The organism is Spirillospora sp. NPDC048819, assembly GCF_040650055.1.
Classification (GTDB): domain Bacteria; phylum Actinomycetota; class Actinomycetes; order Streptosporangiales; family Streptosporangiaceae; genus Spirillospora.
Genome location: NZ_JBEZGN010000018.1, coordinates 102,660 through 125,928, shown reverse-complemented (window position 1 = coordinate 125,928; position 23,269 = coordinate 102,660). Strand labels below are relative to the sequence as shown.

The following is a 23,269-nucleotide window of genomic DNA, read 5'->3' as shown; positions in this document are numbered from 1 at the left end:
CTCCGCTCATCCCTTCAGCCCCCCGGCAAATCCCTTGATGATGTGCCGCTGCATCACGAAGTAGACGGCGAGGATCGGCAGCATCGCCAGGACGAGGCCGGCGAAGACGAGGTTCCACTGCGAGACGTACTGGCCGAGGAATCCGAAGATCGCCACCGGAATGGTCTGCTGATCACCGCCGCTCAGATACAGGAAGGGGGTGAGGAAGTCGTTCCAGATGAAGATCGCGTTCAAGATGATGACCGTCCCGGTGATGGGCCTCAGCAGGGGGAAGACGACACGCCAGAAGACCTGGAACGGGCTTCCGCCGTCGATGAGCGCCGCCTCCTCGTAATCGCGTGGGACGGCCCGCAGAAACCCGGTGTACAGGAACGTCGCGAAGGGGATCTGAAGGCCGCTGTAGAACAGGACGAGAGACCACAGCGTGCCCAGCAGATGCAGGTCACGGATGGTCTGGTAGAGCGGGAGCAGGGAGAGCTGGAACGGCAGCAGCAGGCCGAGCATCACCAGCAGGAAGAGCCACCGCGACCAGCGCGCGGTCACCCGCGCCAGCGGATACGCCGCCATCGCGGACACGACGACGATGAACAGGACGCTCAGCGCGGTCACGACGACGCTGTTGACGACGGCGCCCGCCAGCCCCGCCTCCCGCCAGGCGTCCGCGTAGTTGCCCAGCGTCGGTGACGTCGTCGGCGCGATCACCGAACCGCCGTCCTTCGGGTCCCGGAGCGACAGGTTCACCAGCACGTACAGCGGAAACACCATCACGGCGGTGACCGCGATCATCACGATTTCGCGCAGCCGGGTAAGCGCCGTGTACCGGTTCATCGGACCGCCCTCTCCTGCCGGCGCAGCAACCCGTACTGGCCGCTGGAGATGACCGCGACGAAGACCGTGAGCACGATCGCGATGGCGACGCTGTACCCGTATTCGTTGAACTGGAAGGCGTTCTTGTACAGGAGCGTGGAAAGCGTCTCGGTCGCGGTTCCGGGCCCGCCGGACGTCATCACCCACACCTGGTCGAACAGCTTCAGGCCGCCGATGACCGACAGCATGAGGTTGATGGTCATCGCGGGCGCCAGCAGCGGAAGGACGACGCTGCGGAACCGCCGCCACGCCCCGGCGCCGTCGACCGCCGCCGCCTCGTAGACCTCGTCCGGGATTCCCTGGAGCCCGGCCAGGAAGATGACCATCGAGTACCCGGAGAACTGCCAGACGATCACCCCGATGACGCTGGCGAGCGCCAGATCGGGGTCCCCCAGCCAGTTCTGCCGCAGCCCGTCCAGTCCGACGGCACCGAAAAGGCCGTTCAGCGCCCCCTCGGGCGCCAGCATGTACTTCCACAGCGCCGCGGTGACGACCGGCGTCATCACCGCCGGCGCGAACAGCAGGACGCGCAGCACGAACCGGCTCCTGATCCGACTGTGAACGCCCAGCGCCAGAAGCAGCCCGATCCCGTTCTGCACGACCGTGACCGCCGCCGCGATGATCAGCGTCTGCCTCAGCGCGCCGCGCGCCGCCGGGTCCTTCAGCATCTCCCGGAAGTTGTCCAGGCCGACGAAGTGCTTCACCGGGCTCAGCCCGTCCCAGTCGGTGAACGCCAGCCCGGCGCCCTGGACGCTCGGCACGAGCACCACGAAGACGTAGAGGGCCAGCGCCGGCAGCACGAACCATCCTGGTGGCCGTCCCAGCGGACGCGGTCTTCGCGCCGTGTGCCGCCGCCGTCGGGGCACGACGCCGGCCAGGTGAAGATGCTGGTTCATGCGATGGATCGTGCGCCCGCATCCACCTGGCCCGATAGCCCAGAATGGACCTCCGCTAGCACAAAATTCACCTCGGGGGCCGCGCTAGTGTGCCCGGCATGGACCCGCCCCAGGTCGGCACGGCCAAGAGCCTGCTGTACTTCACCGACGGTTCACTCGCCTATGCCGGGCACTACATCCACGACGGGGACCACCCCGTCCACACGCACAGCTTCGTGGAGATCGCCGTCGTCATCGGCGGCCGCGGCGTCCACCGCTCCCTGGACGGACGCCGCAGGCTCCAGGTCGGAGAGGTGATCCTGCTCCGCCCCGGCGTCTGGCACGGCTACGAGGACTGCACACGCCTCGACGTTTACAACTGCTGCTTCAGCACCGAGCTACTGCAGCGCGAACTCGCCTGGACCCGCGAGGACCCCCTCCTCGGATACCTCCTGTGGACGGGCCCCAACTCCATGCAGCGCCGCGGAATGCTCGTGACCCGCCTCGACGCACAAGCGCTCAAGGCGTCCGTCGTTCACCTCGACGGCCTCGACCGCCTCGGCCAGGCCCCCATCGACCGGCACCGCGGCGACATCATCGGCCGCCTCACCCTGTTCCTCAGCCACCTGGCACGCGCCGTCGCCGAACACCGCGGCGACGACTCCACCGGGCCGACGCACCCCGCCGTCGTCCAGGCGATGCGTCTCCTGGAAGCGCGCCCGGCCCACCGGTGGACGCTGACGGAACTGGCCGACCAGCTCCACCTGACACCCGGCTACCTGGTACGCCTCTTCAAGTCGGCGACCGGTCTCCCGCCCATGACCTACCTGGCCCAGCACCGCGTGGAGAAGGCGGCCTCACTCCTCCTCCACACCGACCAGTCGATCACTCAGATCGGCCAGGCCGTCGGCTGGGCCGACCAGAACTATTTCGCCCGCCGGTTCAAGGCCCACTACGGCCTGCCCGCCTCCACCTACCGCCACCGCTTCACCCACAACACCGTCCGCATGTAGGCCGGTGGGGCCGGGGCGTCAGGCCGGGTACCGGGTGGCTCCCCCGTCCGGAAGGAAGCGCGATCCGGCCGCGGCATGCCCTGGTCACCGGGCGTCCACACCATGATCGGGTGGCTTTCGGCTGGGGAGAAAAAGCCTCACTGAGCGGCGAGTGTGTGCAGGCCACGCAAGGTATGCGGTATTAGTTCAAACTTGCGGTAAGCCAGATGTTCCTTGTGCATCGTGACCAGACGATTGACGATGATGTATGCCCTTGAAAATGGACGTTTCGGAAAGTGGTTCGTTGGTCTGCTGTTACCAGTGAATCGGACATCAACGTGCGCTGCACCGCCGGAAACTGACGGCTTCCCCCTGCACTGACAGGCCGACCCCTGAGAGCGGACACCATGACGAATGATCTACCTTCTCTGTCGACGGACGAGTTCCTCGCCGGGATCGACGCGGTCGCGTCCAAGTTCGATTCCGCGATCTATCCACAGCAGTACCTTCCCCCCGACGGCTGGGCGCTCCTGGTGAGGGCCGGGGTGCGTCTTCCGACCCTGCCCAAACAGTACGGAGGCCGCGACAGCCATGCCGAGATGTGCCGGATCGTGGAGATCGCATCCGAGTGGAACCTGGCACTCGGCGTATATGTGATCGTCAACACGGGACTGGCCCTCCTGCCCGTCGTGAAGTGGGCCGGAGAAGAGGTCAAACAGGAGATGCTGCCGCTGTTCGCCGGCAGCGATCCGCTGATGGCCGGGCTCGCCGCCACCGAACCGGGCGCCGGCTCGGCCCTGTCCGCCATGGCGACCACGTTCGAGGAGGTCGACGGGGGCTACCGAATCCGCGGTCGCAAGCACTGGCAGGCTCTCAGTTCCACCGCGCACTGGTGGCTGGTCGTCGCAAAAAGCGCACACCGCCGCGAGTACGGCTATTTCGTCGTCAACCGTAGCGAGGGATTCCGCACCGTCGAACTGTACGAGGCCCTCGGCTTGAAGCTGCTCGACTACGGAGTCAACGACATCGACGTGGTCGTCCCCCGGCACCGCCGGATCGACGCCGAGGAATCGGGCCTTACCTCAGTGGACTTGTTCATGGTGTCGCGGACGCTGCTTGCGGCGGCGGGAGCCGGATTCCTCCGCCGTATCAGCCGCGAGGCGCACACCTACACCGAAGGCCGTCAGATAGGGCGGAAGCCGCAATCCAAGATCGGCTTCGTGAACTACAGGCTCGCCGCGATCGACACTTCCCTCACCATCTGCGAGGCGCTCAACCACTACGTGGAAACGGAGTTGGACTTCAGGGACGACATGACTCCCGCCTTTCCGGCGGTCCAAGCCCTCAAAACCGTCGCCACCGAGCGGATCGTCAGTGCGGCACAGCATTACCAGCAGCTGACCGGCGGTGAAGGGTACCGCTGCGGATCGCCCACCAACATCGCCGGTCAGGCGTTCCTGGACTCACGGGTCTTCACCATTTTCGACGGCAACAACGACATGCTCAGTCAGCAACTCGCGGCACACTGCCTGACCCGGCGGGCCGGCCGGCCCCTCAGCGGATTCCTGGCCGAATGGCCGCTCACGGCGTCCGGCGTCGCGGCGCTCCAGGCGGACCTGAGCTTCCTCGACCAGCGCCTGGACCAGGCACGTCAGGTCCTGGCCGGCCGCGCCGTCGCGTACCTGTTCGCGGTCGGCCGGGTCCTCGAATGGGCCGCTGAGACGGGTGCCGACCCCGGCAGGGTCCGGTCCGCCATCGAGTTCCTCCGGAACGACATCGCCGGTGTGGCCGCGGAGTTCCGCTTGCTGGCCACCGGAGTGCTCGACAGCGGCGGCGCGGCGCAGCCGGCCCGACACGGGCCTCGCGACCCGTTCCCGCTCCGGCATGACCTGGGCTGGGCCGAAGCGGCGACTGACGTCGGCGACTGACGACGTACCGCGCTACTGGCCGGGCAGGCCCTCGCGGCGGTGTATGCGGTCGACCAGTTCGGCCGCCCTCCGCTTCATGAGGTCCAGTCCGGCCTTGCCCCACGGGCGCGGTTCGCTGTCCACGACGCAGATCGTGCCGAGAACCGTGCCCGTGCGGTCCGTCAGCGGAGCTCCGGCGTAGCTCCGGACCATGAGCTTGTCGACGATCGGGTTCCCGGCGAAACGCGGGTAGTCGAGAACGTCGTCGAGGATCAGCGCCTTGCGCCGGACGACGACATGCGGGCAGTAGCCGGCGTTGAGGGGGATCCTCGCGCCGAGGACCCCCTCCACGACGGCCGCGGCGGCCGGGGGCGCGTAGACGCCGCCGATGAACTGATCGTCGCCGACGAGGTTCACGAAGGCCACCGGTGTGGCGGGGAGCCCCGCGAGTTGCTGCGCGTCCAGGGCGACCGCATGGGCGAACTCATCGAATTCGCCTTCCCGTGCCTGCCCCAGACCGAGCTCTCGCAGTCGCGCCGCACGCTGGGATGCCTCCTGGTCGGGCGGGATCAGAGGACGGGTGGGGAGTTCGTATGCCTGGTCACTGAACTGATACGTCACGGGGACCTCCAGGTGGGGACGTGTGTGCGGTGGCGGGCATGGAAATTCGTGCGGTCCGCGTCAGGCGGAGGCGGATGGGGCGGCTGCGAGAAGATGAAGGATCAGGGCTTTGAGCGCCGAAATGGCGGAGGAGCGGTCCCGCGCGTCGCACAGGACGATCGGCACCTGCGGGCCGAGTCCGAGGGCGCCTCGCACTTCATCGGGTACGTAGCGGAACGCGTCGTCGAACTCGTTCACTGCGACGAGGAACCGGGTTCCCCGGCTCTCGAAGAAGTCGACGGCCTCGAAGCAGTCTTCGAGGCGACGGGTGTCGGCGAGGACGATGGCGCCCAGCGCTCCGGCGGACAACTCGTTCCACAGGAACCAGAAACGCCGCTGTCCGGGCGTTCCGAACAGGTAGAGCACGATCCCGTGCTGCTCGATCGTGATCCTGCCGAAGTCCAGCGCAACGGTGGTGGTGGCCTTCTCCTCCACTCCTCCGAGGTGGTCGATGCCGGCACTGGCCTCGGTGATGAGTTCCTCGGTGCTCAGCGGTTCGATCTCGCTCACGGCGCCGACGAACGTCGTCTTTCCGACGCCGAATCCACCCGCTATGAGGATCTTGACCTGGGTGGGGGGCGGCTCAGGCTCGCTGTAGGCCATCGAGCAGTTTCTCCAAAAGAGCTCGGTCGGTTGGATCTGTCGCGGAATGCGCCGCGTGTGTGGTCATCGCCCGGCGGTCGACCAGATCGGAGAGAACGATCTTGGTGACCATCACGGGAAGGCGCAGATGCGCCGCGACCTCGGCGACCGAAGTCGGTGCGCGGCACAGCGCGAGCGCCTTGGCATGCTCCGGATCCATGGCCGGCGGAAGCCGGTCGGTCGCCACCACCAGGGACAGCAGGTCCAGGTCGACGGTCGGACGGGTGCGGCCGGCGGTCACCGTGTACGGGCGTATCAGCGGCCCGGCGTCTTCGTCGAGCCAGAAATCGTCGTCACCGGCCGTCATGTCGATGGATTTCCATTGATCGTCGTGGCCGTCGACCGTGCCGCGGTGTGCAGGAAGGGCTGCACGGACTTGATCAGCCGGGCCATCTCCAAACCGACGATGGCCGGGTCGGCCTCCGCCGCCGCCAGCACCGCCAGCACGGAATTGAAACCGGCCCAGGAGATGAACAGCTGGCTGGACTTGAGCTCCGCCACCACCTGCCGCACCTCGTTGGCGCCGTCGAATTTCGTTCCGGCGCTGCGTGCGATGGAGAAGAGACCCGATGCGAGCGCGGCGAACTGTTCCGCACTGGTGCGGTCGAAACCGTCCGCCGCCTTCAGCATGCCGTCGGAGGTCAGCAGCACGCTGCCGCGTATGTGCGGAACCTCCTCGCCCAGCCCCCGCAACAGCCAAGCAAGGTCCTGAGCCTGGTTTGGGGAGACAGCACTCAATGGACGCTCCTTATCATTCATGACGCTCGTCAGTTCGCACCGTCGGAACCGGCCGCAGCGCCGTCATTCTCCTGAGCGCTGCGCAGGCCCTTCTGAAATGCCGCCATCAATCCGGGATTGTGTTCGATCTCCTGCTCGTCCTCGGGGAGGGCGGGGGCGGTGGCCAGTTCGGGCGCCAGATGGGTCTGGGCCTGGCGTTGCGGCAACGGCGGCCGTTCACCGGCGACCGCCTGAAACGTCGGCTCGATGCCGGGGGCCGGTTCGGTGCCGGGGGCCGGCACGCCGGCCGACGAGCCGGACGGCTGCGCAGTCGCGGGCGCAGGCACGGACGCGGGCGCAGGCACGGCGGACGTGGACGCAGGCGCCGGCGCGGGTGCGGGTGCGGGCGGGCGGTCGGCGGCCTCGTCCGCGGTGGGCGCCGATGTGCTCGCGGCCAGCGGCTGCGTGGGCCGGGGGCGCACCGCTGCCGCCTGGGGCCGTACCTCGGCCTCCTCCGTTTCGCTCCCGTCCAGTTCCTTGGGGATGACGACGATGGCCTGCGTGCCGCCGTAGACATTGCCCTGGAGCTGGACGCGGGTCTTGTGGCGGCGGGCGAGCGCGGAGACCACCAGGAGTCCGATGCGCCCGTCCTTCAGCAGTTCCTCGGTGTCGGCCCGATCGGGGTCGGCGAGCAGGGAGTTCAGCCGCCGCTGGTCTCCCCGCGGAATGCCGAGGCCGCGGTCCTCGACCTCGATGGCCAGACCCGCGCTGACGGTCTCGACGCGGATGAGCACCTGCGTCTGCGGCGGGGAGAACTTGGTCGCGTTCTCGATGAGCTCGGCCAGCAGATGGACGATGTCCGCGACCGCACCGCCGTGCAGGTTCCCGTCGATGGGCGGCACCACCTTGACCCGGTTGTAGTACTCCACCTCGGCGATGGCCGAGCGCAGCACCTCGTACACGGTCACCGGCTTGGTCCATTTGCGGCGTGACGGGGTGCCGCCGAGCACGGCGAGGCTCTCGGCCTGGCGGCGCAGTCGGGTGTTGAGGTGGTCTACCTTGAACAGGCCTTTGAGGAGGTCCGGATCCTCGACCTGGTTCTCCAGGTCGTCGAGTCCCTGGATGGCCCGATGGGACAGTGACTGCATCCGCCGGGCGAGGTTGACGTAGACGCCGACACGCCGGCCGACGTCGCCGGCGGGTTCGCGGCTCGCGACGGCGAGCATGGTGTTCCAGGCCGCACTCTGCGCCCTCTGCAGTTCGTACGTCAGGAGGACGACGGCGTCGCCGTTGTCGGGGACGGGAAGATCTTCACGGCACGGTGCGGGCTTCTCGCCGGCGCCGAGCCCGTCGGCCAGCCTCTGCAGGTCCCGCCGGCCGCGGGCGATCAAGAACCCCAGCTCGCCGAGCCGCCGCTGCATGTGGACGGTCGATTGGGCGTGCTGCTGATGGACCCGGCGGGTCGCCGCCTCCGCCGCCACGGCGGCGGCCGCCAAGACGATCACGACCCCCGCGGCCGCCATGACCAGCGCCAGGCGCGTCTGGCGGCTCAGGGCGTCGCCGTCGTACAGAACCGCCACGGCGGCGAGCCCGAGGACCCCCACAATGGCAGCGGGAACGACGGAAATGGACAGGTGAAAGGCACGCATGCCGCTCTGTCGCCCACTGCTCCGCCGGCGTTTACCACGGGTCAGGGACCTGCCGGCTCGTCGGGCGTCCTGGTGCGCGGTCCCGGCGGCAGGTTCGAAGAAGTCAGGCATCGGCGTCCTCGGGGCGTCTTCAGCGAGATCACGATTCTGAGTAATGCGTACTCATACGTGTACAGCTCGTATCTAGGCTGACACAACGCCTCATCGAGCAGGTACGGATTGCTGAGATTCCAAGGACCCGAGGGTGCTATTTGGTAATCCGTCCGGAAATGTCCTTGTTTTCGCCCAACGCGACGGCCGTCATCCCCGGCCCGAAAAAGACGTTCTGCGAAAAGGACGACTGAAAAGGACGGAACGGGCAGCCGGTAACGGACCAATGCACGTGACCCGGCGGCCCGAAAGGGGGCGGCCCCGCCCCGGGGCGGGGGGCGGGGCCGCGGGCCGCGCGGGACCGGGCGACGGTCGCCCGCGCGGCCGGGTCTCTCAGTGCTTGCTCGCCACCTCGGCGCCCGCGCCCGTGAGGGAGCGGACTTCGATCTCGGCGTACTTCTCCGCGTTGTACTCCTTGCTGAGGAAGGCCCCGACGAACCCGCACAGGAAGCCGAACGGGATGGAGATGATCCCCGGGTTGCTCAGCGGGAACCAGCTCCAGTCGGAGTCGGTGAACAGGGCCTTCTCGGAGCCGGAGACGACCGGGGAGAAGGCGACCAGGAAGATCGCCGAGCCGAGGCCGCCGTAGATGGCGGAGACGGCGCCCGCGGTGTTGAACCGCTTCCAGAACAGGCTGTAGATGATCGCGGGCAGGTTCCCGGACGCGGCGACGGCGAACGCCAGGGCGACGAGGAACGCCACGTTGAGGCGCTGGGCGTAGATGCCGAGGACGATCGCGACGGCGCCGATGACGAACGCGGAGATGCGCGCGACGCGGACCTCGTCCCGCTCGGTGGCCTTGCCCCTGCGGAACACGTGGGCGTACAAGTCGTGGGAGAAGGACGAGGACGACGCCAGGGTGAGGCCGGACACGACCGCCAGGATCGTCGCGAACGCGACCGCCGCGATCACCGCCAGCAGGATCGTGCCGCCCGCGGAGCCGAACACGAGTTCGCCGACGCGTTCGGCGAGCTGCGGCGCGGCGGTGTTGCCGGCCGCGTTCTCCGCGGCGATCTCCTCACTGCCCACCAGGGCGGCGGCACCGAAGCCGAGGACCAGGCTGAACAGGTAGAAGACGCCGATGATCCCGATGCCCCACATGACGGACTTGCGGGCGTCGCGGGCCGTCGGGACGGTGTAGAAGCGGATCAGGATGTGCGGCAGCCCGGCGGTGCCGAGGACAAGCGCGAGGCCGAGGCTGATCAGGTCGAGCTTGCCGGACAGGCCCTGCTCCTCGGTGCCGTACCGCAGGCCGGGCTCCAGGAAGGCGTCGCCCTTGCCGCTCTGCTGGGCCGCGTCGTTCAGCAGGCTCGACAGGTTGAAGCCGGACTCGGCGAGGACCAGCACCACGATGAGGGCCGCGCCGGTCATCAGCAGGCACGCCTTGACGATCTGGACCCAGGTGGTGCCCTTCATGCCGCCGAACACGACGTACACGATCATCAGGACGCCGACCATCGCGATCGTGGCGCCCTTGGCGAACTCGCTGTCGAAGCCGAACAGCAGCGAGACCAGGGCGCCCGCGCCGACCATCTGCGCCAGCAGGTAGAAGATCGACACGACGATGGTGGAGACGCCGGCGGCGGTGCGGACGGGACGCGGGCTCATCCGGAACGCCAGCACGTCCGCCATCGTGAACCGGCCCGAGTTCCGCATGAGTTCCGCGATCAGCAGCAGCGCCACGAGCCACGCGACGAGGAACCCGATCGAATACAGGAACCCGTCATAGCCGTACAGCGCGATCAGCCCGGCGATGCCGAGGAACGACGCGGCGGACATGTAGTCGCCGCCGATCGCGAGGCCGTTCTGCGCGCCGGAGAACGCACGTCCGCCGGCGTAGAAGTCGGTGGCGTCCTTGGTGTTGCGGCTCGCCCAGACGGTGATCGCGAGCGTCGCCGCCACGAAGGTCACGAAGAGGATGATCGAGAGGGTCTCATGGCTCATCGAACGTCCTCCTCGGCCTTGGCTTCCTCCGCTTCGATGGCCTCGCGGATCTGCTTGGCCAGCGGGTCCAGACGGCGTTCGGCGCGCCGCGAGTACAGCCACGCGATGCCGAACGTCGACACGAACTGCAGGAGCCCGAAATACAGGGCGACGTTGAACGGGCCGAGTTCCTTGCCCATGAAGCCGCGCGCCCACCCCGACAGCACGACGTAGAGCAGATACCAAGCGAGGAACGCCGCGGTCATCGGAAAGGCGAAGCTGCGGACTCTTCGCCGGAGATCCTGGAACTCCGTGGTGCTCTGGAACCGTTCATATACGGTGCCGGAGGCGTTCTTATCGACGGACACGACCGCCCTCCTCTTTTGTGACGCCGGTCACGCGCCACGGTATGGACGGGGGCCGGGGACGATCGAGGGGGCGGGCGCGGGGCTGCGGTCAGCTGCCGTTCATCGTCGCCGGTCTGCGAGCCCCGTCGGTGAACGGTTCGTTTGACGCGATGAACGGTCACACCCGTTTCGGTCGCCACGTTCCGCGGTCGACGGCGAGCGACTCCGGAGTGTGCAGGCGCACCATCATGCGCGCGACGCCGGGCGGCACCCGCCCCGGTGTGCACCACGACACGACGATCATGGTCGCGAACGCGACGGGGACCGTCCAGGCGGCGGGTTCGGCGAGCAGCGCGCCGATGAGCCCGCCCGGCGGCCCGGCCGCGATCGTCACGATCACCGCGGTGCCCGCGAGGACGCCGCCGGTGGCGAGGCCGGCGAGCGCGCCCGGCACGGTCAGCCTCCGCCACCAGACACCGAGGACCAGCAGCGGGCAGAACGTGGACGCGGCGACGGCGAACGCCAGCCCGACGACGTCGGCGACGGGGAGCGACCGGGCCGTGATCGCCAGCGTGAGGGGGACGACGAGGGCGAGCAGCGTGCCGGCGCGGAACGACCGCACCCCGCCGCGCAGGATGTCCTGCGCGATCACCCCGGCGACGGACACGGTGATCCCGGACGAGGTCGACAGGAACGCCGCGACCGCGCCGCCGGTCACCAGCGCGCCGAGGAGGTCGCCGCCCGCGCCGCCGATGAGCCGCCCGGGGAGGGTGAGGACGACGGCGTCGGCGCGTCCCGTCATCAGCAGTTCGGGGGTGTAGAGGCGCCCGAGCGCCCCGTACACGGCGGGGAGCAGGTAGAAGGCGCCGAGCAGGGACAGCACCATCACGGTCGTGCGGCGCGCGGCCCGCCCGTCGGGGTTGGTGTAGAAGCGCACGAGGACGTGCGGGAGCCCCATCGTCCCGAGGAACGTGGCGAGGATCAGCGAGTACGTGGCGTAGAGGGAGTGGGGACGGCCGTCCAGCGGCATCGCCCACTCGTGGTCGGTGGTGACGGGCCTGCCGGTCACGTGCGGCACGTCGGCGCCGGCGGGGAAGGTGACGGACGTGTTCTGCGCGATGTGATGCGACCCCAGGGTCAGGGTGACCGGGGCCGCCTTGTAGGGCTGCCCGTCCACCCGCCCGTCCACGACGACCTGGACGGGCGTGGCGACGTCGACGGTGACGGCGAGGCCGACGGAGACGGTGGTGCGGTCGGCGAACCGCGGCGGCGTGTCCCCCGACAGGCCGGGCGCGCCGTCGTACCGCCAGGCCAGCAGCAGGAAGATCAGCGGGACGGCGAGCGCGGTGAGCTTCATCCAGTACTGGAACGCCTGGACGAGCGTGACGCTGCGCATGCCGCCGACGAGCACGTTGACGGCGACGACGACGGCGACGAGGACGCCGCCCGTCCACACCGGCCAGCCCGTCACCGTCCGCAGCACCAGCCCGGCGCTCTGGAACTGGGGCAGCAGGTACAGCCAGCTGATCAGCACGACGAGGATGCTGGCGACGCGGCGCACCGACATGGACTCCAGCCGCGCCTCGGCGAAGTCGGGCAGCGTGTACGCGCCGGAGCGGCGCAGCGGCGCCGACACCAGGACGAGCAGGACGAGGTAGCCGCCCGTCCAGCCGACGGGGAGCCACAGCATGTCGGCGCCGTAGGCGAGGATGAGCCCGGCGATGCCGAGGAACGACGCGGCCGACAGGTACTCGCCGCCGATCGCGGACGCGTTGCGCAGCGGCGTGACCGTGCGGGACGCCACGTAGAAGTCGGAGGTGGTGCGGGAGATGCGCCCGAGCACGCCGATGAGGATGGTGGCGACGACGACCAGCAGGACCCCGGCGAGCCCATAGGCGGCGTTCATGGCCGCCCGGCAGACGCGTCACCGGAGGCGGGCATGTCACCGGCAACGGGCGCGTCACCGGGCACCGGCACGTCACCGGAGGCGGGCGCGTCGCCGGAGGCGGGCATGTCACCGGGCACCGGCACGTCACCGGGCACGGGCACATCACCGGTGGCCAGCACGTCACCTGGTGTGGGCATGTCACCTGGTGTGGGTGGGTCGTTGAAGGCCGGGGTTCGGTCGACCAGGTCGGCGAAGTCGTCTTCGTTGCGTTCGGCCTGCCGGACGTACCACCAGCCGCAGCCGACGAACCAGGGGTAGATCAGGCCGCCGAGCACCACCCACGGCAGCGGCAGGCCGAGCAGTTCCTGCTCGCGCACTTCGGGGGCCAGGACGAACAGCAGCGGCAGCCCGATCACCACGGCGGCCAGCACCAGGCAGAGCCCGAGTGCGAGCCGGAGCTGGGTGCGCAGCAGCGAGCGCATGTACGCCTCGCCGAGCCCGGTCTGCTCGTCGATCTCCCGGGTGACGGGGTAGCGGGGCCGGCGGACGGCCCGGGTCCGCGGCCCGGTCACCAGGACCCGGCCGGGTGCGATTCCGGGCGGCCGCTCGCCCGGGCCGGGCTCGCCGGGGGTCGGCCCGCCGGGGCCCGGCCCGGTGGGAGGCGGCTCGCCGGCGGCGGGCTCGCCGGGGCTCAGGGGGACCGCCTCGCCCTGCGCACGAGCAGGTCGCGCAGCTCACGCACGTGCCTGCGGCTCACCGGCAGCTCCGTGTCGCCGACCAGGACGGTGCAGCGCCCCGAGTCCAGCCGCAGCTCCTTGATCGCCGACAGCGCGACCAGGTGGCTGCGGTGCACCCGGACGAACCCGGCGCCCGTCCAGCGTTCGCTCAGCGCGGCCAGCGGGATGCGCACCAGGTGGCTTCCTGCGGAGGTGTGCAGCCGCGCGTAGTCGCCCTGCGCCTCGACGTACAGCACCTCGGCGGGGGTGACGAACCGGGTGACCCCGCCCAGTTCGACGGGCATCGGCTCGGGCTCGGCCGGGTCCGCGGGCTCGTCGTCGTCCTCGCCGGTGGCCTCGGTCACGCGCCTGATGGCCTCGTTCAGCCGCTCGGGGCGGACGGGCTTGAGGATGTAGTCCGTCGCCTTGATCTCGAACGCGTCGACGGCGTGGCCCTCGTAGGCGGTGACGAAGACGATCTTCGGCGCGCGGGCGAACTGGGCCAGCACCCGGCCGAGGACGGTGCCGTCCAGGCCGGGCATCCGGATGTCGAGGAAGACCGCGGCGATGGGCCGCCCGTCCGCGAGGGCCCGGTCGAGTTTGCGCAGCGCGGCGGCGCCGTCCCGGGCGGTGTGGATCTCCCCGATCCGCGGGTGGGCGCTCAGCAGGTGGACGAGGTCGTCCAGCGCGGGCGCCTCGTCGTCCACGGCCAGGACACGTAGGCCCACGACACCGTCCTTCCCACGTAGCACGGACATTCCAGTCAATGCACGCCCGAGAGTCAAGAGCTCAGGACGCGGTCACGCCGGGCCCGTACTCGGGCACGCGCACGGACACCCTGCCTCAGGACGCCGTCACGCCGGGCTTGTACTTCGGGACGCGCACGGTCACTTTCGTGCCGGCGCCCGGTCCGGTCTCCACGGCGAGCCCGTATTCGTCGCCGTACACCTGCCGCAGCCGGTCGTCGACGTTGGCGAGCCCGATCCCGGCCGCGTCGCCGTCGTCGGTCAGCGGGCGCACCTCGCCGGCGAGCAGCCGCCGGACGTCGTCCGGGTCCATGCCGATCCCGTCGTCCTCCACGCTGATCACGCAGTCGGACCCGGCGTCCTCGGCGACGATCGTGATGACGCCGGGCTCCGACCTGTCCTGCAGGCCGTGCCGGACGGCGTTCTCCACGAGCGGCTGCAGGCACAGGAACGGCACGGCGACCGGCAGCACCTCGGGCGCGATCCGCAGGGTCACCCGCAACTGCTCCCCGAACCGGGCCCGCTGGAGCAGCAGATACCGGTCGATGGAGCGAAGCTCCTCGGCCAGCGTGGTGAAGTCGCCGTGCCGCCGGAACGAGTAGCGGGTGAACCCGGCGAACTCCAGCAGCAGCTCCCTGGCCCGTTCGGGGTCGGAACGGACGAACGAGGCGATGGTGGTCAGCGAGTTGTAGATGAAGTGCGGCGAGATCTGCGCCCGCAGCGCCCGCATCTCCGCCTCCATCAGCAGGGTCCGCGAATGGTCGAGTTCGGCCAGTTCGAGCTGCGCGTCCACCCACTGGGCCACCTCCTCGGCGGCGCGGATGAGCCCGGCGGGGATGTCCTCCCCGTAGGCGGCGAGCGTCCCGACCACGCGGTCGTCGGTGGCGAGCGGCACCACCACGACCCGCCGGATCGGGCAGTCCAGCCGGTCGCAGGCCACGTCGTGCACCTGGGTGCGCCCGCTGCCCAGCGTGACCTCGGCGTGCTTGGGGCCCTCGTCGGCGTGGTGGTCGTGCTCCCCGTCCCAGGCCAGCAGCCGCTCCCCGTCGGTGATCGCCAGGGCGGCGCAGTCCAGCAGCGCACGGAGCTGCCGCGCGGCCTTCTGCGCGCCCTGCTCGGTCAGCCCGGCCCGGAACGCGGGCGCAGCCCGGGACGCGGTGTGCAGCGTCTCGAACGTCGCGCGCCGCGCGGGCCCGCCGAGGTCACCGCCGCGGCCCTGCCGCCGCCACCACACCAGCGCCGGAATCCACGTCACCAGCAGCGTCGCGGTGACGGCAATGACCACGTTCATCCCGCAAATCTACGCCGCCGGGCCACGTCCTCACCGGCGCATCGCGCAGAGCTCGCGACGTCGCGCACCGGGCATTGCAGCCCGGCGTTTCGACATCTTTTGGGAGTTATGTCGGCCTTGACCGCATATTCCACGACATTTGCAGTCTCAGTACTGAAAATGTGAAGCTGATCACTTGTGAATGTCCGACATAGCGGGAATGACGCATTCATGTCACGTTGGACGGGCCGACAGTAACGCGATCTTGGCCGGTGCCTCCAGCCGCTCCCCCAGCTGTTCAAGGCAGGGCCCGGCCGTGAGGAGTGCGCATGCGCCGCCGTCGAAGTCTGGCTTCCCTGACCGTCCTGTCCCTCGCCCTTCCGCTGGCCGCCGTGATGCAGGCCCCGGCCGCAGCGGACGAGCTGTCCCTGTCGAACTTCCAGCTCCGCCCGAACGCCTACGGGACGGAACTGCGGGACCGCGCCGACGCCCTTCCGCTGGTGAAGGGCACCGTCACCAACATCATGAACGACCTCAACCGGCAGGACGACGACGACCCCGCCGGCACCGGTGAGGCGTGCGAGCCGAACGCCCTGCAGTCCGGAAGCTCCGTCGCGATCAGGCGGAGCGTCTGCTTCAACGACGGCGACAACGCCACCACCCAGTGGTATCCGCAGGGCGTGACCACGGTCGCCGACATGCAGGCCGACAAGCAGTGGGGTGACGGCTACCAGCCCGTCCTGGTCAGCTGGTACGACCACAACGACCTCGAAGACGGCATGGTCAAGGGCGTCCGCATCAGCTTCATGAATCCCGACACCGGCGCCTACCGGCACGTCCTGCTGGTGTATCCGCGAGCCAACGGCGACTACGACACCGTCCGGGTGTCGATGGATCCGTCCAACGGCAGCTACAACACGTCCCTGCACGCGGGCGGGATCCTCTGGTACGGCAACCACCTGTTCGTCGCCGACACCGCGCGCGGCTTCCGCATGTTCGACATGCGCCGCATCTACGACCTCGGCGCGTCCGAGAACGGCACCACCAGCGGCGCCGACAAGGTCGGCCTCCACGGCGACATGTACTACGGCTACGGCTACCGCTACGTGATGCCGCAGGTCGGCTCCTGGACGCGGACGGCCTCGACCGGCACCAAGTGCACCGCCTCGGACGGGTCCCCGCAGTTCTCGCACGTCTCCCTCGACCGCAGCGGCACCGACCACGTGGTGGCGGGCGAGTACTGCGCCGGAGGCGAGGCCGTCAACGGGCGCGTCGCCGCATGGCCCATCGCCGGCGCCTTCGACGGCAACAGCGAGCTGATCACCAACACCGCGTACCGGTGGAACGCCGACACCGCCCACAAGCTGCCGGTCAGCAACGTCCAGGGCGCGACGCGGTTCAACGGCCGCTGGTACCTGAGCCGCAGCCGGGGCACATCGACCGCCGGGACGCTCTACACGACCGCGCCGGCGACGTCGTCCACGACGACGCTCCAGGTCGACGGCGAGCAGCAGCTCAGCATCGGCCCGGAGGACCTGGCGCACTGGCAGACGGGCACCGACCCGTCCAGCCCGGGGCTCGGCGACCTCTGGACCGTCGGCGAACACCCAGGGAAACGGATGGTCTACTCCGTCTCGCCCCGGTGACGCAGGCGCCGCAGCCGTGCCGCCAGCGGAGCCCTGACGTGCACGGTCAGCGGGTCACGGTCGAGCCGGACGTGGACGCGGCGCGGCGGCAGGACGGACGCGGTCACCGGCCCGAGGACGCCGTCGCCGTCCGGGACGCGGATCCGGACCGGGTCGCCCACCCCGTCGATCTCGAACGACGCCCGCCAGCGCCCGGGCCGGGCACCGGCGAGCGGGACGTCGGCGCGGTGGTGCGTCCACCGGTCCGGGTCGGTCGCCAGCGGCGCCCGGAGGACGGTGCCGTCGTCCTCGTGATGCCGGAGCAGGACGCTCAAGCCCGGCGGCGGGCCGGGCGGCAGGACGGGTGGCGGCTCCCCCCGCAGCCATAGCCGCCCGCCCGGCCCGAAACCGATCTCGACGTTGCGCAGGTCGGCCGGGCTGAGGCCGCCGCCCACCTCAAGGGCGAGCCGCCCGCGTTCCCGCGGCGCGGGCGGCAACGGCCGGACGAGACGCCGTCGCTCCCCGGTCTCGACGAGGGCGGCGTGCGGGACGGCCATGCCCCGCGGTTTCGTCAGGGGAACGCTGAGGACATGCCCTTCGAGGGCCGCCTCCACGCGCACCGTCCAGCGGCCGTCCGGCAGGGAGGCCCGCGCCGGGCGGAACGTCGTCCTGTAGGTGGTGGCGAGTCCATCGCCGGTCCGCACCGCGGGCGCGGTCTCGCAGCTCAAGCTCACCCGATGACCGGTGCCGGCACCGTCCTCCAGCACCAGATCGAGGCGGGGAGTTCCACCGTCCACGTCGCGGAAGAGGACCTTTCCGCTGACCACCAGGGCATCGTTCTCCCACACCACCCCGGTCAGGTCGTGCCGGAGCACCGGTGGCGCACCGGTTTCGAAGCACGCGTCGGGGATGGCCGCGGCGGAATCCCGGAAGAAGGGGTACGTGAGGTAGGCGCGCCCGTCCTCCAGGTGGACGCCGACGCGTTGCCCGGACTGGTGGAATCGCATGACCTCCGCCAGTTCCTCGTCGAGGTGGTGCCCCAGGCAATGGGCGAGGATCCGGTGCCGGGGGCCGTAACGCTTCAGCAGCGTTGGGGTGAGCCACGTTTCCAGCAGTTCGCGGCACCCCTTGAGAGTGCTCTCGCGCTCTTCACCGGACGAACTCAGGTAGCGCTGCTCAAGTAGAACGAAGACCTCCAGCAACAGGTACCGGTAGTGCAGCCGGTCCCGGATCTCGCCGGGTTCGGTGTACTCGGCGACCAGCGCCATCGCGCGTCCGGCGATCGCGTGCACGTCGGCGGTCGCCGCGCCGCCGACCTGGGTGCTGCTCGTCCCGTCCTCCCTGGCGGCCCAGTAGTAGCAGTCGTGGTCGGCGAGGACGGAGACGCCGTTCGCCTCCAGGTAGGCGCCGGCGGTGAACAGCTGGTCCTCGTGAGAGAGCAGTCCCTCGGTGAACCGCAGCCCAGCGCGATCGATCAGGGACCGGCGGAACAGCTGGAGCGCCGCCATCGACATCCGCGGGAACAGGTCGCAGTCCGGGTCGAGCACATGGGTGCGCTCGACGGTGCGGCCGAAGACCCCCGGCACCTTGCGGCCCCCGGTCCCGACCTGCCTGCCGAGGACGATGTCGGTGCCGTTGCGTTCGGCCATCGCCGTCATCCGCTCCAGCGCCTCGGGGTGCAGCCGGTCGTCGGCGTCGAGGAAGAACACGAACTCCCCGGCCGCCCGCTCCAGCCCCCGATTGCGCGGCGCGCCCGGCCCGCCCGAGTTGGGCTGGTGGACGACGGCCAGCCGGTCGCGGGTACGGGCCAGCTCGTCCAGCAACTCGGCCGTGCCATCGGTAGAGCCGTCATCGACGACGATGACCTCGACCTTCTCGGCGGCCAGCGTCTGCGCGAAGACCGACTCCAGCGCCCGCCCCACCGTGCCCCGGCAGTTGTACACGGGGACGATCACGCTGACCAGCGGTTGCGTCATGGCCCCTCTAACACCGGATCAGGATGGGAGGGTCACTGTAAGCACCTTCGGTGAACTCCAGGCAACGCGCAGACGCCCGGACGGGTGCGGGTATCCGGGCTCAGTAGGACACGCAGGTGTTGCCGTCGGCCTTGACGTTCGCATGGTTCGGGTACATCCAGCGGCAGATCTCGGTCGTGGTGACCAATGCCCTGCCGGGTGCGCCGTAGCACGAGTAATTGCCGTCGTACTGGCGTGCCGCGCCGGAGTATCCGCGAGATTCGCAGTAGCCGGTCGCGTCGCTCGGCGAGACGGCGCCCAGCGTCCTCGGGCCGGAGGGCGCCTCTTTCTCTTCTCCTCCACCGCCGCCTGACGGCTCGGACGACCGGGGCGCGCGACCGCCCGAGCCGGCCGGTGCCCGGCCTGACGGCTCGGGCGGTGCCTTCGAGGTGGCGGGGGCCGGGCCGCGCTCGCCGCTCGCGGACTCGCTCGGGCTCGCCGGAGGTTCGGTACCGGTGGGGGCGCCGGAGGACGTCGCGGCCACCGGCGTCCCGGACGCCCTGCCCTCCCCGTCGGACGGGAACAGGGTGTAGGCGCCCGCGAGGGCCGCGGTGAACGCAACGATGGCGGCGCCGATCAGGAGCGAGCGTCGGCGGCCGCTCCGTCTCCGGAGCACGACCGGAGCGGTGTCCTGAACGGAGGCCGGAGTGGAGGCCGGTCGCAAGTCCGCGTCCGCCGGCTCGTCTGGCTCATCCGGCTCGTCTGGCTCGGGGAGCGCGGAGCCTTCGGTCTCCCACGCGGGGGGCGGGAGATCGCGCAGGCGGTCGCCGACGTCGGCGGCGGTGGGGCGCCGGGACGGGTCCTTGGCCAGACACTCGCGAACGATCGTGCCGAGCGGCCCCTGCAATCCGTCCAGCACCGGTTCGTCATGCAGGATCGCTTGCATCACCGCCGGGAGCGAGTTACCGCGGAAGGCCCGCTTGCCGGTGGCGGCGAAGACCATGGTCGCGCCCCAGGCGAACATGTCGGCCTCGGGGCCGGTCTCGTCCTCCATGATCTGCTCGGGCGCCATGTAGCCGGGGGTGCCGACGGCCTGGCTGGTGATGATCGATTGGTTGAGGTCCAGGGCGCGGGCGACGCCGAAGTCGATGACGACCGGGCCGTCCGGGCCGAGCACGACGTTGCCCGGCTTGAAGTCGCGGTGGACCACGTTGGCCCGGTGGATCGCGGCCAGCGCCGTCACGGTGTTGATCGCCAGCCGTTCCAGCGCCGCCCCGCCGCGCGGTCCGGTCTCACGCACCGACTCCTGCAGCGAGGGACCGTCCACGAGTTCGCTGACGATGTAGGCGTGGCCGCCCTCGATGCCGCTGTCGAGCACCTCCGCGGTGCAGTACGGCGCCACCCGCTTGGCGATCTGCATCTCGCGGACGAACCGCGTCCGCGCCTGCTCGTTGCTGACAAGGTGCGGGTGGAGCAGCTTGACCGCCACGGGCTCGCCGGTGCTCGTGGCGCCGACGTAGACCGTCCCCTGCCCGCCGATGCCCAGCCGATGCTCGAGACGGTACGGGCCGACCGAGTCCGGATCCGTGGGCAGCAGGTCCATCCGCTCAGGCACGAGTCCTCCTCGAACGCCCCCTAGAGCAGATGATCATATCGATCGGCTCAGGATTGGGACGCCCTGGGGGACGCCCGGCCGGGGTCGTCCCGGCCGGTCAGACGACGGCCGGGGACCGCACAACCCGCGCTCTCGTGGGCTATCTCGTCGGGTGGGCCTTGAGGACGGCCTGGATGAGGTCGTCGGGGTCGGGCGCGTTGACGATCTTCCATTGCGTCCCGCCGGGGATGAGCGCCCACCACTCCTTGGTCGAGATGCCCCACCAGCAGATGACCCCCGAGAAGCGTTCTTGCAGCTTGGCGATGGTGACCGCGTGAGCCGGGTCCGGGGCGCTTGGAATGTCCGGGCATGTCGCGTCGATCGCCGACTCCTGGTGGGTGCGAGCGGCGAGGACGGCCGTGACGAACGGGGTGAGGATGCGGGTGATCCTCGCGGCGGCGAGGCCCGGCCGGTCGAACGGGGCGAGGTTCTCGCCCGTGCTCGACTGGTACCACCACGTGCGGGACGCCGATTCTCGGACGAGGCCGATACTTTCGCCGAAATGGGGCACAGCGGCATCGAATACCCGGAGAAGCGGGTGCGGCCCGTCATACCGGGGGACGGTCTGCCAGCCCTCTCGTGCGACTTCCGTCGAGAGCCGTTCGAGGTGAGTCGTTACAGAGGAAGTGGGGTTCGACGCAGAGCGACTTTGGGATTCGTTCCATCGCTTTACCATCGATCCCACCTACTACGCTGACCCGTAGTGCGATTGGTCGCGCGATTGAGTTCGACGGTCAGCGCCTTACGTAGCTCTTCTGCGTTGTTGCGTACAACGGTCGGTTCTACACCGACCCTTGGGTCATGCAAAGTGGCGACCCAGTCGCCGAGCTTTCCGTCGTGGCGCGTCGCGCGCCAGATCCGATGTCCTTGGAAGTCTTGGCGGAGCTGATCCAACGCCTGGTCAGCAGGGTTGACGGGCGTGTCCATGATGAGTGTGAGCTTTCGCGGTCGATTTCTCTCCGTTACCGCTACCCAGCTTCCCGTAATCGCGCTATCTTCAGGAAGTGCGGGAAAGAACACGCAGGAAAGCCCGCACCCCCTCAGAAAAATGATCTTATTTTCGAATCTTCGGAGGTAACCCGTGCCTCGCCGCCCCCGCGACCCCGGTACCCCATCCTCGCCCGCTGAATACTTCGGCGCGGAGTTGCGCGCTAAGCGGGAATTGTCCAACTTGTCGCGACCGCAGTTCGCCGAGAGGCTGGGCTACACGCCTCAGCGAATCGGCCAGATCGAGTCCGGCGGGAGCCCTCCGTCCGAAGACTTCGCCAAGGACTGTGACGTCTTCTTCAAGACGGACGGGACGTTCCACCGCATCTGGGAGTGGATCCAGGACTTCGGACGCCTCGCCGTCCTGCCACCGGGCTTTCCGGACTTCATCTCGCGGGAAGCCGAGGCCGAGGTGCTGCACATCTTCGAGACCATGGTCATCACCGGGCTGTTCCAGACACCCGAGTACGCACGCGAGGTGCTCAAACTGGGGAAGGCGTCCAACGCAGTGGACCAGCTGGTTGCAGCTCGGATGAAGCGCCAGGAGATCCTTGATCGAGAGAACCCGCCGCACGTGTTCGCGATCTTCGACGAAGGAGCCATCCGCCGTCCGATCGGAAACTCGGAGGTGATGAGGGCACAGATCCAGCACCTCATCGACCTGGCGGAACTGCCCAATGTCACGATCCAGATCGTCCCGTCCGGCACGGGGGCCTACGCGGGGTTGCCCGGTGCATTCATGATCCTGGCTTTTCAGGACGAGCCAGACGCTGTGCTCGTCGAGGGCCATGTTGGTGGACAGCTCGTCGATCATTCCGCGGTTGTCCGGAAGTATGGGGTACGTTTCGGATTGGTCAGGGCTTCGGCGATGAGCGCTGAGGACTCCCTGGAGCTCCTCCGGACGATCTTGGAGAGACTATGAGCACACAGGACCCGCAGGCCAGGCAATGGCGCAAGAGCCGCCGCAGCGGCGACGCTGGCGGTCAATGGGTTGAGGGCGCTTTGGTGCCGTCAGGGTGGCGGAAGAGCAGCTACAGCACTAATACCGGCGACCAGTGCGTCGAGGTGGCGTCCATGGTGCCGATCTCCGTCGCTGAATGGCGGAAGAGCAGCCGTAGTACGGACACCGGACATGCGTGCGTCGAGGTGGCGGACTTGGTGGCGGCGGTGGCGGTGCGGGACTCGAAGGACCCGGACGGGCCGAAGCTCGTCTTCGGCCCCGACGCGTGGCAGGCGTTCGCGAACCAGGTCAAGGGCGGGAACCTAGACCTGAGCTGAGCCAACCCGAAGGGCCCGCCCCCGAGAACCATTCCGGGGGACGGGCCCTTCGCCGTCCACCACCCGACCACTCAAGCTGTGATGAGGGTGAAATCCTCGTGCGCGCGCGAAGTCTTAGGTCCGCGCGGAGCGAGTTGCGCAGGTCGTCGGGCCTGGGACGGGTCAGAGCGCAAACGATCTTCTAAGCCGCGCCCTCCAAGCGCGCAGTGGCTCCCGGGGGGCACTGGCGTGCTCATGGTTGGGGCCGTAATCTGGGCTGTTATTGGCGCAGCGCCAATAAGTGAGGAGGACACGGGATGAGCATCTACGAGGCGATCGGCGGAGAGGAAGCGCTGACGGCGGTGGTGGACGGGCTTTACGAGCGGATCCTCGCCGACGACATGCTGAGCACCTACTTCGTCGGGATGAACCTCAACAAGTT

21 protein-coding genes and 1 pseudogene are annotated in these 23,269 nt (G+C 69.3%); 6 read left to right on the top strand and 16 right to left on the bottom strand.

Annotation, left to right across the window (positions count from 1 at the left end; genetic code table 11):
* Positions 1-6: 6 nt before the first annotated feature.
* Together AB0C35_RS23895 and AB0C35_RS23890 are read right to left on the bottom strand one after the other, a co-directional pair.
* Positions 7-828, bottom strand: a complete 822-nt coding sequence (locus AB0C35_RS23895) for a carbohydrate ABC transporter permease (protein ID WP_358459465.1) — start codon at positions 826-828, stop codon at positions 7-9.
* On the bottom strand, positions 825-1,763 hold the full coding sequence (locus AB0C35_RS23890) for a sugar ABC transporter permease (protein WP_358459462.1): 939 nt from the start codon (positions 1,761-1,763) through the stop codon (positions 825-827). Before AB0C35_RS23890 ends, AB0C35_RS23895 begins: the two co-directional genes overlap by 4 nt.
* A gap of 98 nt (positions 1,764-1,861) precedes the next feature.
* Between AB0C35_RS23890 and AB0C35_RS23885 the strand changes: the two genes are divergently transcribed.
* Together AB0C35_RS23885 and AB0C35_RS23880 are read left to right on the top strand one after the other, a co-directional pair.
* On the top strand, positions 1,862-2,755 hold the full coding sequence (locus tag AB0C35_RS23885; RefSeq protein WP_358459459.1) for an AraC family transcriptional regulator: 894 nt from the start codon (positions 1,862-1,864) through the stop codon (positions 2,753-2,755).
* A 386-nt stretch (positions 2,756-3,141) separates the two neighbouring features.
* Positions 3,142-4,662, top strand: coding sequence for an acyl-CoA dehydrogenase family protein (locus AB0C35_RS23880; RefSeq protein ID WP_358459456.1), 1,521 nt, complete (start codon positions 3,142-3,144; stop codon positions 4,660-4,662).
* A gap of 12 nt (positions 4,663-4,674) precedes the next feature.
* Here the strand turns inward: AB0C35_RS23880 and AB0C35_RS23875 are convergent, their stop codons facing one another.
* The 11 genes from AB0C35_RS23875 to AB0C35_RS23825 all read right to left on the bottom strand — a co-directional run bounded on the left by AB0C35_RS23875 (position 4,675) and on the right by AB0C35_RS23825 (position 15,370).
* Positions 4,675-5,262: a GAF domain-containing protein gene (locus AB0C35_RS23875; RefSeq protein WP_358459453.1), complete on the bottom strand. Its 588-nt coding sequence runs from the start codon at positions 5,260-5,262 to the stop codon at positions 4,675-4,677.
* A gap of 60 nt (positions 5,263-5,322) precedes the next feature.
* Positions 5,323-5,904, bottom strand: a complete 582-nt coding sequence (locus AB0C35_RS23870) for an ATP/GTP-binding protein (protein ID WP_358459449.1) — start codon at positions 5,902-5,904, stop codon at positions 5,323-5,325.
* Positions 5,885-6,250: a DUF742 domain-containing protein gene (locus AB0C35_RS23865; RefSeq protein ID WP_358459446.1), complete on the bottom strand. Its 366-nt coding sequence runs from the start codon at positions 6,248-6,250 to the stop codon at positions 5,885-5,887. The genes AB0C35_RS23870 and AB0C35_RS23865 overlap by 20 nt, the downstream gene beginning before the upstream one ends.
* Positions 6,247-6,681 carry a roadblock/LC7 domain-containing protein gene (locus tag AB0C35_RS23860; RefSeq protein WP_358459443.1) on the bottom strand — a complete coding sequence of 145 codons (435 nt, stop codon included), beginning with the start codon at positions 6,679-6,681 and terminating at the stop codon, positions 6,247-6,249. The genes AB0C35_RS23865 and AB0C35_RS23860 overlap by 4 nt, the downstream gene beginning before the upstream one ends.
* Before the next feature lie 29 nt (positions 6,682-6,710).
* Entirely contained in the window at positions 6,711-8,240 is a 1,530-nt protein-coding gene (locus AB0C35_RS23855; RefSeq protein WP_358459441.1) for an ATP-binding protein, read from the bottom strand.
* Between the two features lie 552 nt (positions 8,241-8,792).
* The gene (locus AB0C35_RS23850; RefSeq protein WP_358459438.1) at positions 8,793-10,403 is read right to left on the bottom strand and encodes a cation acetate symporter; all 1,611 of its coding nucleotides are present in this window, start codon (positions 10,401-10,403) and stop codon (positions 8,793-8,795) included.
* Positions 10,400-10,750, bottom strand: coding sequence for a DUF485 domain-containing protein (locus AB0C35_RS23845; protein WP_358459435.1), 351 nt, complete (start codon positions 10,748-10,750; stop codon positions 10,400-10,402). The genes AB0C35_RS23850 and AB0C35_RS23845 overlap by 4 nt, the downstream gene beginning before the upstream one ends.
* A 157-nt stretch (positions 10,751-10,907) precedes the next feature.
* The gene (locus tag AB0C35_RS23840) at positions 10,908-12,635 is read right to left on the bottom strand and encodes a cation acetate symporter (RefSeq protein WP_358459432.1); all 1,728 of its coding nucleotides are present in this window, start codon (positions 12,633-12,635) and stop codon (positions 10,908-10,910) included.
* Positions 12,632-13,189, bottom strand: a complete 558-nt coding sequence (locus tag AB0C35_RS23835; protein WP_358459430.1) for a hypothetical protein — start codon at positions 13,187-13,189, stop codon at positions 12,632-12,634. The genes AB0C35_RS23840 and AB0C35_RS23835 overlap by 4 nt, the downstream gene beginning before the upstream one ends.
* Positions 13,190-13,308: 119 nt before the next feature.
* On the bottom strand, positions 13,309-14,091 hold the full coding sequence (locus tag AB0C35_RS23830) for a LytTR family DNA-binding domain-containing protein (protein ID WP_358459427.1): 783 nt from the start codon (positions 14,089-14,091) through the stop codon (positions 13,309-13,311).
* Between the two features lie 85 nt (positions 14,092-14,176).
* A complete protein-coding gene (locus AB0C35_RS23825) occupies positions 14,177-15,370 on the bottom strand; it encodes a histidine kinase (protein WP_358459424.1) in 1,194 nt (397 codons plus the stop codon).
* A gap of 308 nt (positions 15,371-15,678) precedes the next feature.
* Here AB0C35_RS23825 and AB0C35_RS23820 point away from each other — a divergent pair, with 308 nt between their 5' ends.
* Positions 15,679-16,995: a hypothetical protein gene (locus tag AB0C35_RS23820; RefSeq protein WP_358459421.1), complete on the top strand. Its 1,317-nt coding sequence runs from the start codon at positions 15,679-15,681 to the stop codon at positions 16,993-16,995.
* On the opposite strand, the gene AB0C35_RS23815 is transcribed toward AB0C35_RS23820, so the two are convergent.
* From AB0C35_RS23815 to AB0C35_RS23805, 3 genes are all read right to left on the bottom strand, one after another.
* Positions 16,974-18,950 carry a glycosyltransferase family 2 protein gene (locus tag AB0C35_RS23815; RefSeq protein ID WP_358459418.1) on the bottom strand — a complete coding sequence of 659 codons (1,977 nt, stop codon included), beginning with the start codon at positions 18,948-18,950 and terminating at the stop codon, positions 16,974-16,976. The two genes, AB0C35_RS23820 and AB0C35_RS23815, sit on opposite strands and share 22 nt — an antisense overlap.
* A gap of 100 nt (positions 18,951-19,050) precedes the next feature.
* Positions 19,051-20,544 carry a protein kinase gene (locus AB0C35_RS23810; RefSeq protein WP_358459415.1) on the bottom strand — a complete coding sequence of 498 codons (1,494 nt, stop codon included), beginning with the start codon at positions 20,542-20,544 and terminating at the stop codon, positions 19,051-19,053.
* Positions 20,545-20,683: 139 nt separating this feature from the next.
* Positions 20,684-21,094: a hypothetical protein gene (locus AB0C35_RS23805; protein ID WP_358459412.1), complete on the bottom strand. Its 411-nt coding sequence runs from the start codon at positions 21,092-21,094 to the stop codon at positions 20,684-20,686.
* 570 nt (positions 21,095-21,664) lie between these two features.
* On the opposite strand from AB0C35_RS23805, the gene AB0C35_RS23800 reads away from it, so the two are divergent.
* The 3 genes and pseudogenes from AB0C35_RS23800 to AB0C35_RS23790 form a co-directional block, all read left to right on the top strand.
* A complete protein-coding gene (locus AB0C35_RS23800; RefSeq protein ID WP_358459409.1) occupies positions 21,665-22,492 on the top strand; it encodes a helix-turn-helix transcriptional regulator in 828 nt (275 codons plus the stop codon).
* Entirely contained in the window at positions 22,489-22,848 is a 360-nt protein-coding gene (locus AB0C35_RS23795) for a DUF397 domain-containing protein (RefSeq protein ID WP_358459406.1), read from the top strand. Before AB0C35_RS23800 ends, AB0C35_RS23795 begins: the two co-directional genes overlap by 4 nt.
* Positions 22,849-23,144: 296 nt before the next feature.
* Positions 23,145-23,258, top strand: a pseudogene (locus AB0C35_RS23790) (group 1 truncated hemoglobin); the annotation flags it as partial.
* Between the last annotated feature and the right edge of the window lie 11 nt (positions 23,259-23,269).

Coding starts and splice junctions, on each gene's coding strand:
- AB0C35_RS23895 (WP_358459465.1), bottom strand. CDS start 828: ATGAACCGGTACACGGCGCTTACCCGGCTGCGCGAAATCGTGATGATC.
- AB0C35_RS23890 (WP_358459462.1), bottom strand. CDS start 1,763: ATGAACCAGCATCTTCACCTGGCCGGCGTCGTGCCCCGACGGCGGCGG.
- AB0C35_RS23885 (WP_358459459.1), top strand. CDS start 1,862: ATGGACCCGCCCCAGGTCGGCACGGCCAAGAGCCTGCTGTACTTCACC.
- AB0C35_RS23880 (WP_358459456.1), top strand. CDS start 3,142: ATGACGAATGATCTACCTTCTCTGTCGACGGACGAGTTCCTCGCCGGG.
- AB0C35_RS23870 (WP_358459449.1), bottom strand. CDS start 5,904: ATGGCCTACAGCGAGCCTGAGCCGCCCCCCACCCAGGTCAAGATCCTC.
- AB0C35_RS23865 (WP_358459446.1), bottom strand. CDS start 6,250: ATGACGGCCGGTGACGACGATTTCTGGCTCGACGAAGACGCCGGGCCG.
- AB0C35_RS23850 (WP_358459438.1), bottom strand. CDS start 10,403: ATGAGCCATGAGACCCTCTCGATCATCCTCTTCGTGACCTTCGTGGCG.
- AB0C35_RS23840 (WP_358459432.1), bottom strand. CDS start 12,635: ATGAACGCCGCCTATGGGCTCGCCGGGGTCCTGCTGGTCGTCGTCGCC.
- AB0C35_RS23830 (WP_358459427.1), bottom strand. CDS start 14,091: ATGTCCGTGCTACGTGGGAAGGACGGTGTCGTGGGCCTACGTGTCCTG.
- AB0C35_RS23825 (WP_358459424.1), bottom strand. CDS start 15,370: ATGAACGTGGTCATTGCCGTCACCGCGACGCTGCTGGTGACGTGGATT.
- AB0C35_RS23820 (WP_358459421.1), top strand. CDS start 15,679: ATGCGCCGCCGTCGAAGTCTGGCTTCCCTGACCGTCCTGTCCCTCGCC.
- AB0C35_RS23815 (WP_358459418.1), bottom strand. CDS start 18,950: ATGACGCAACCGCTGGTCAGCGTGATCGTCCCCGTGTACAACTGCCGG.
- AB0C35_RS23795 (WP_358459406.1), top strand. CDS start 22,489: ATGAGCACACAGGACCCGCAGGCCAGGCAATGGCGCAAGAGCCGCCGC.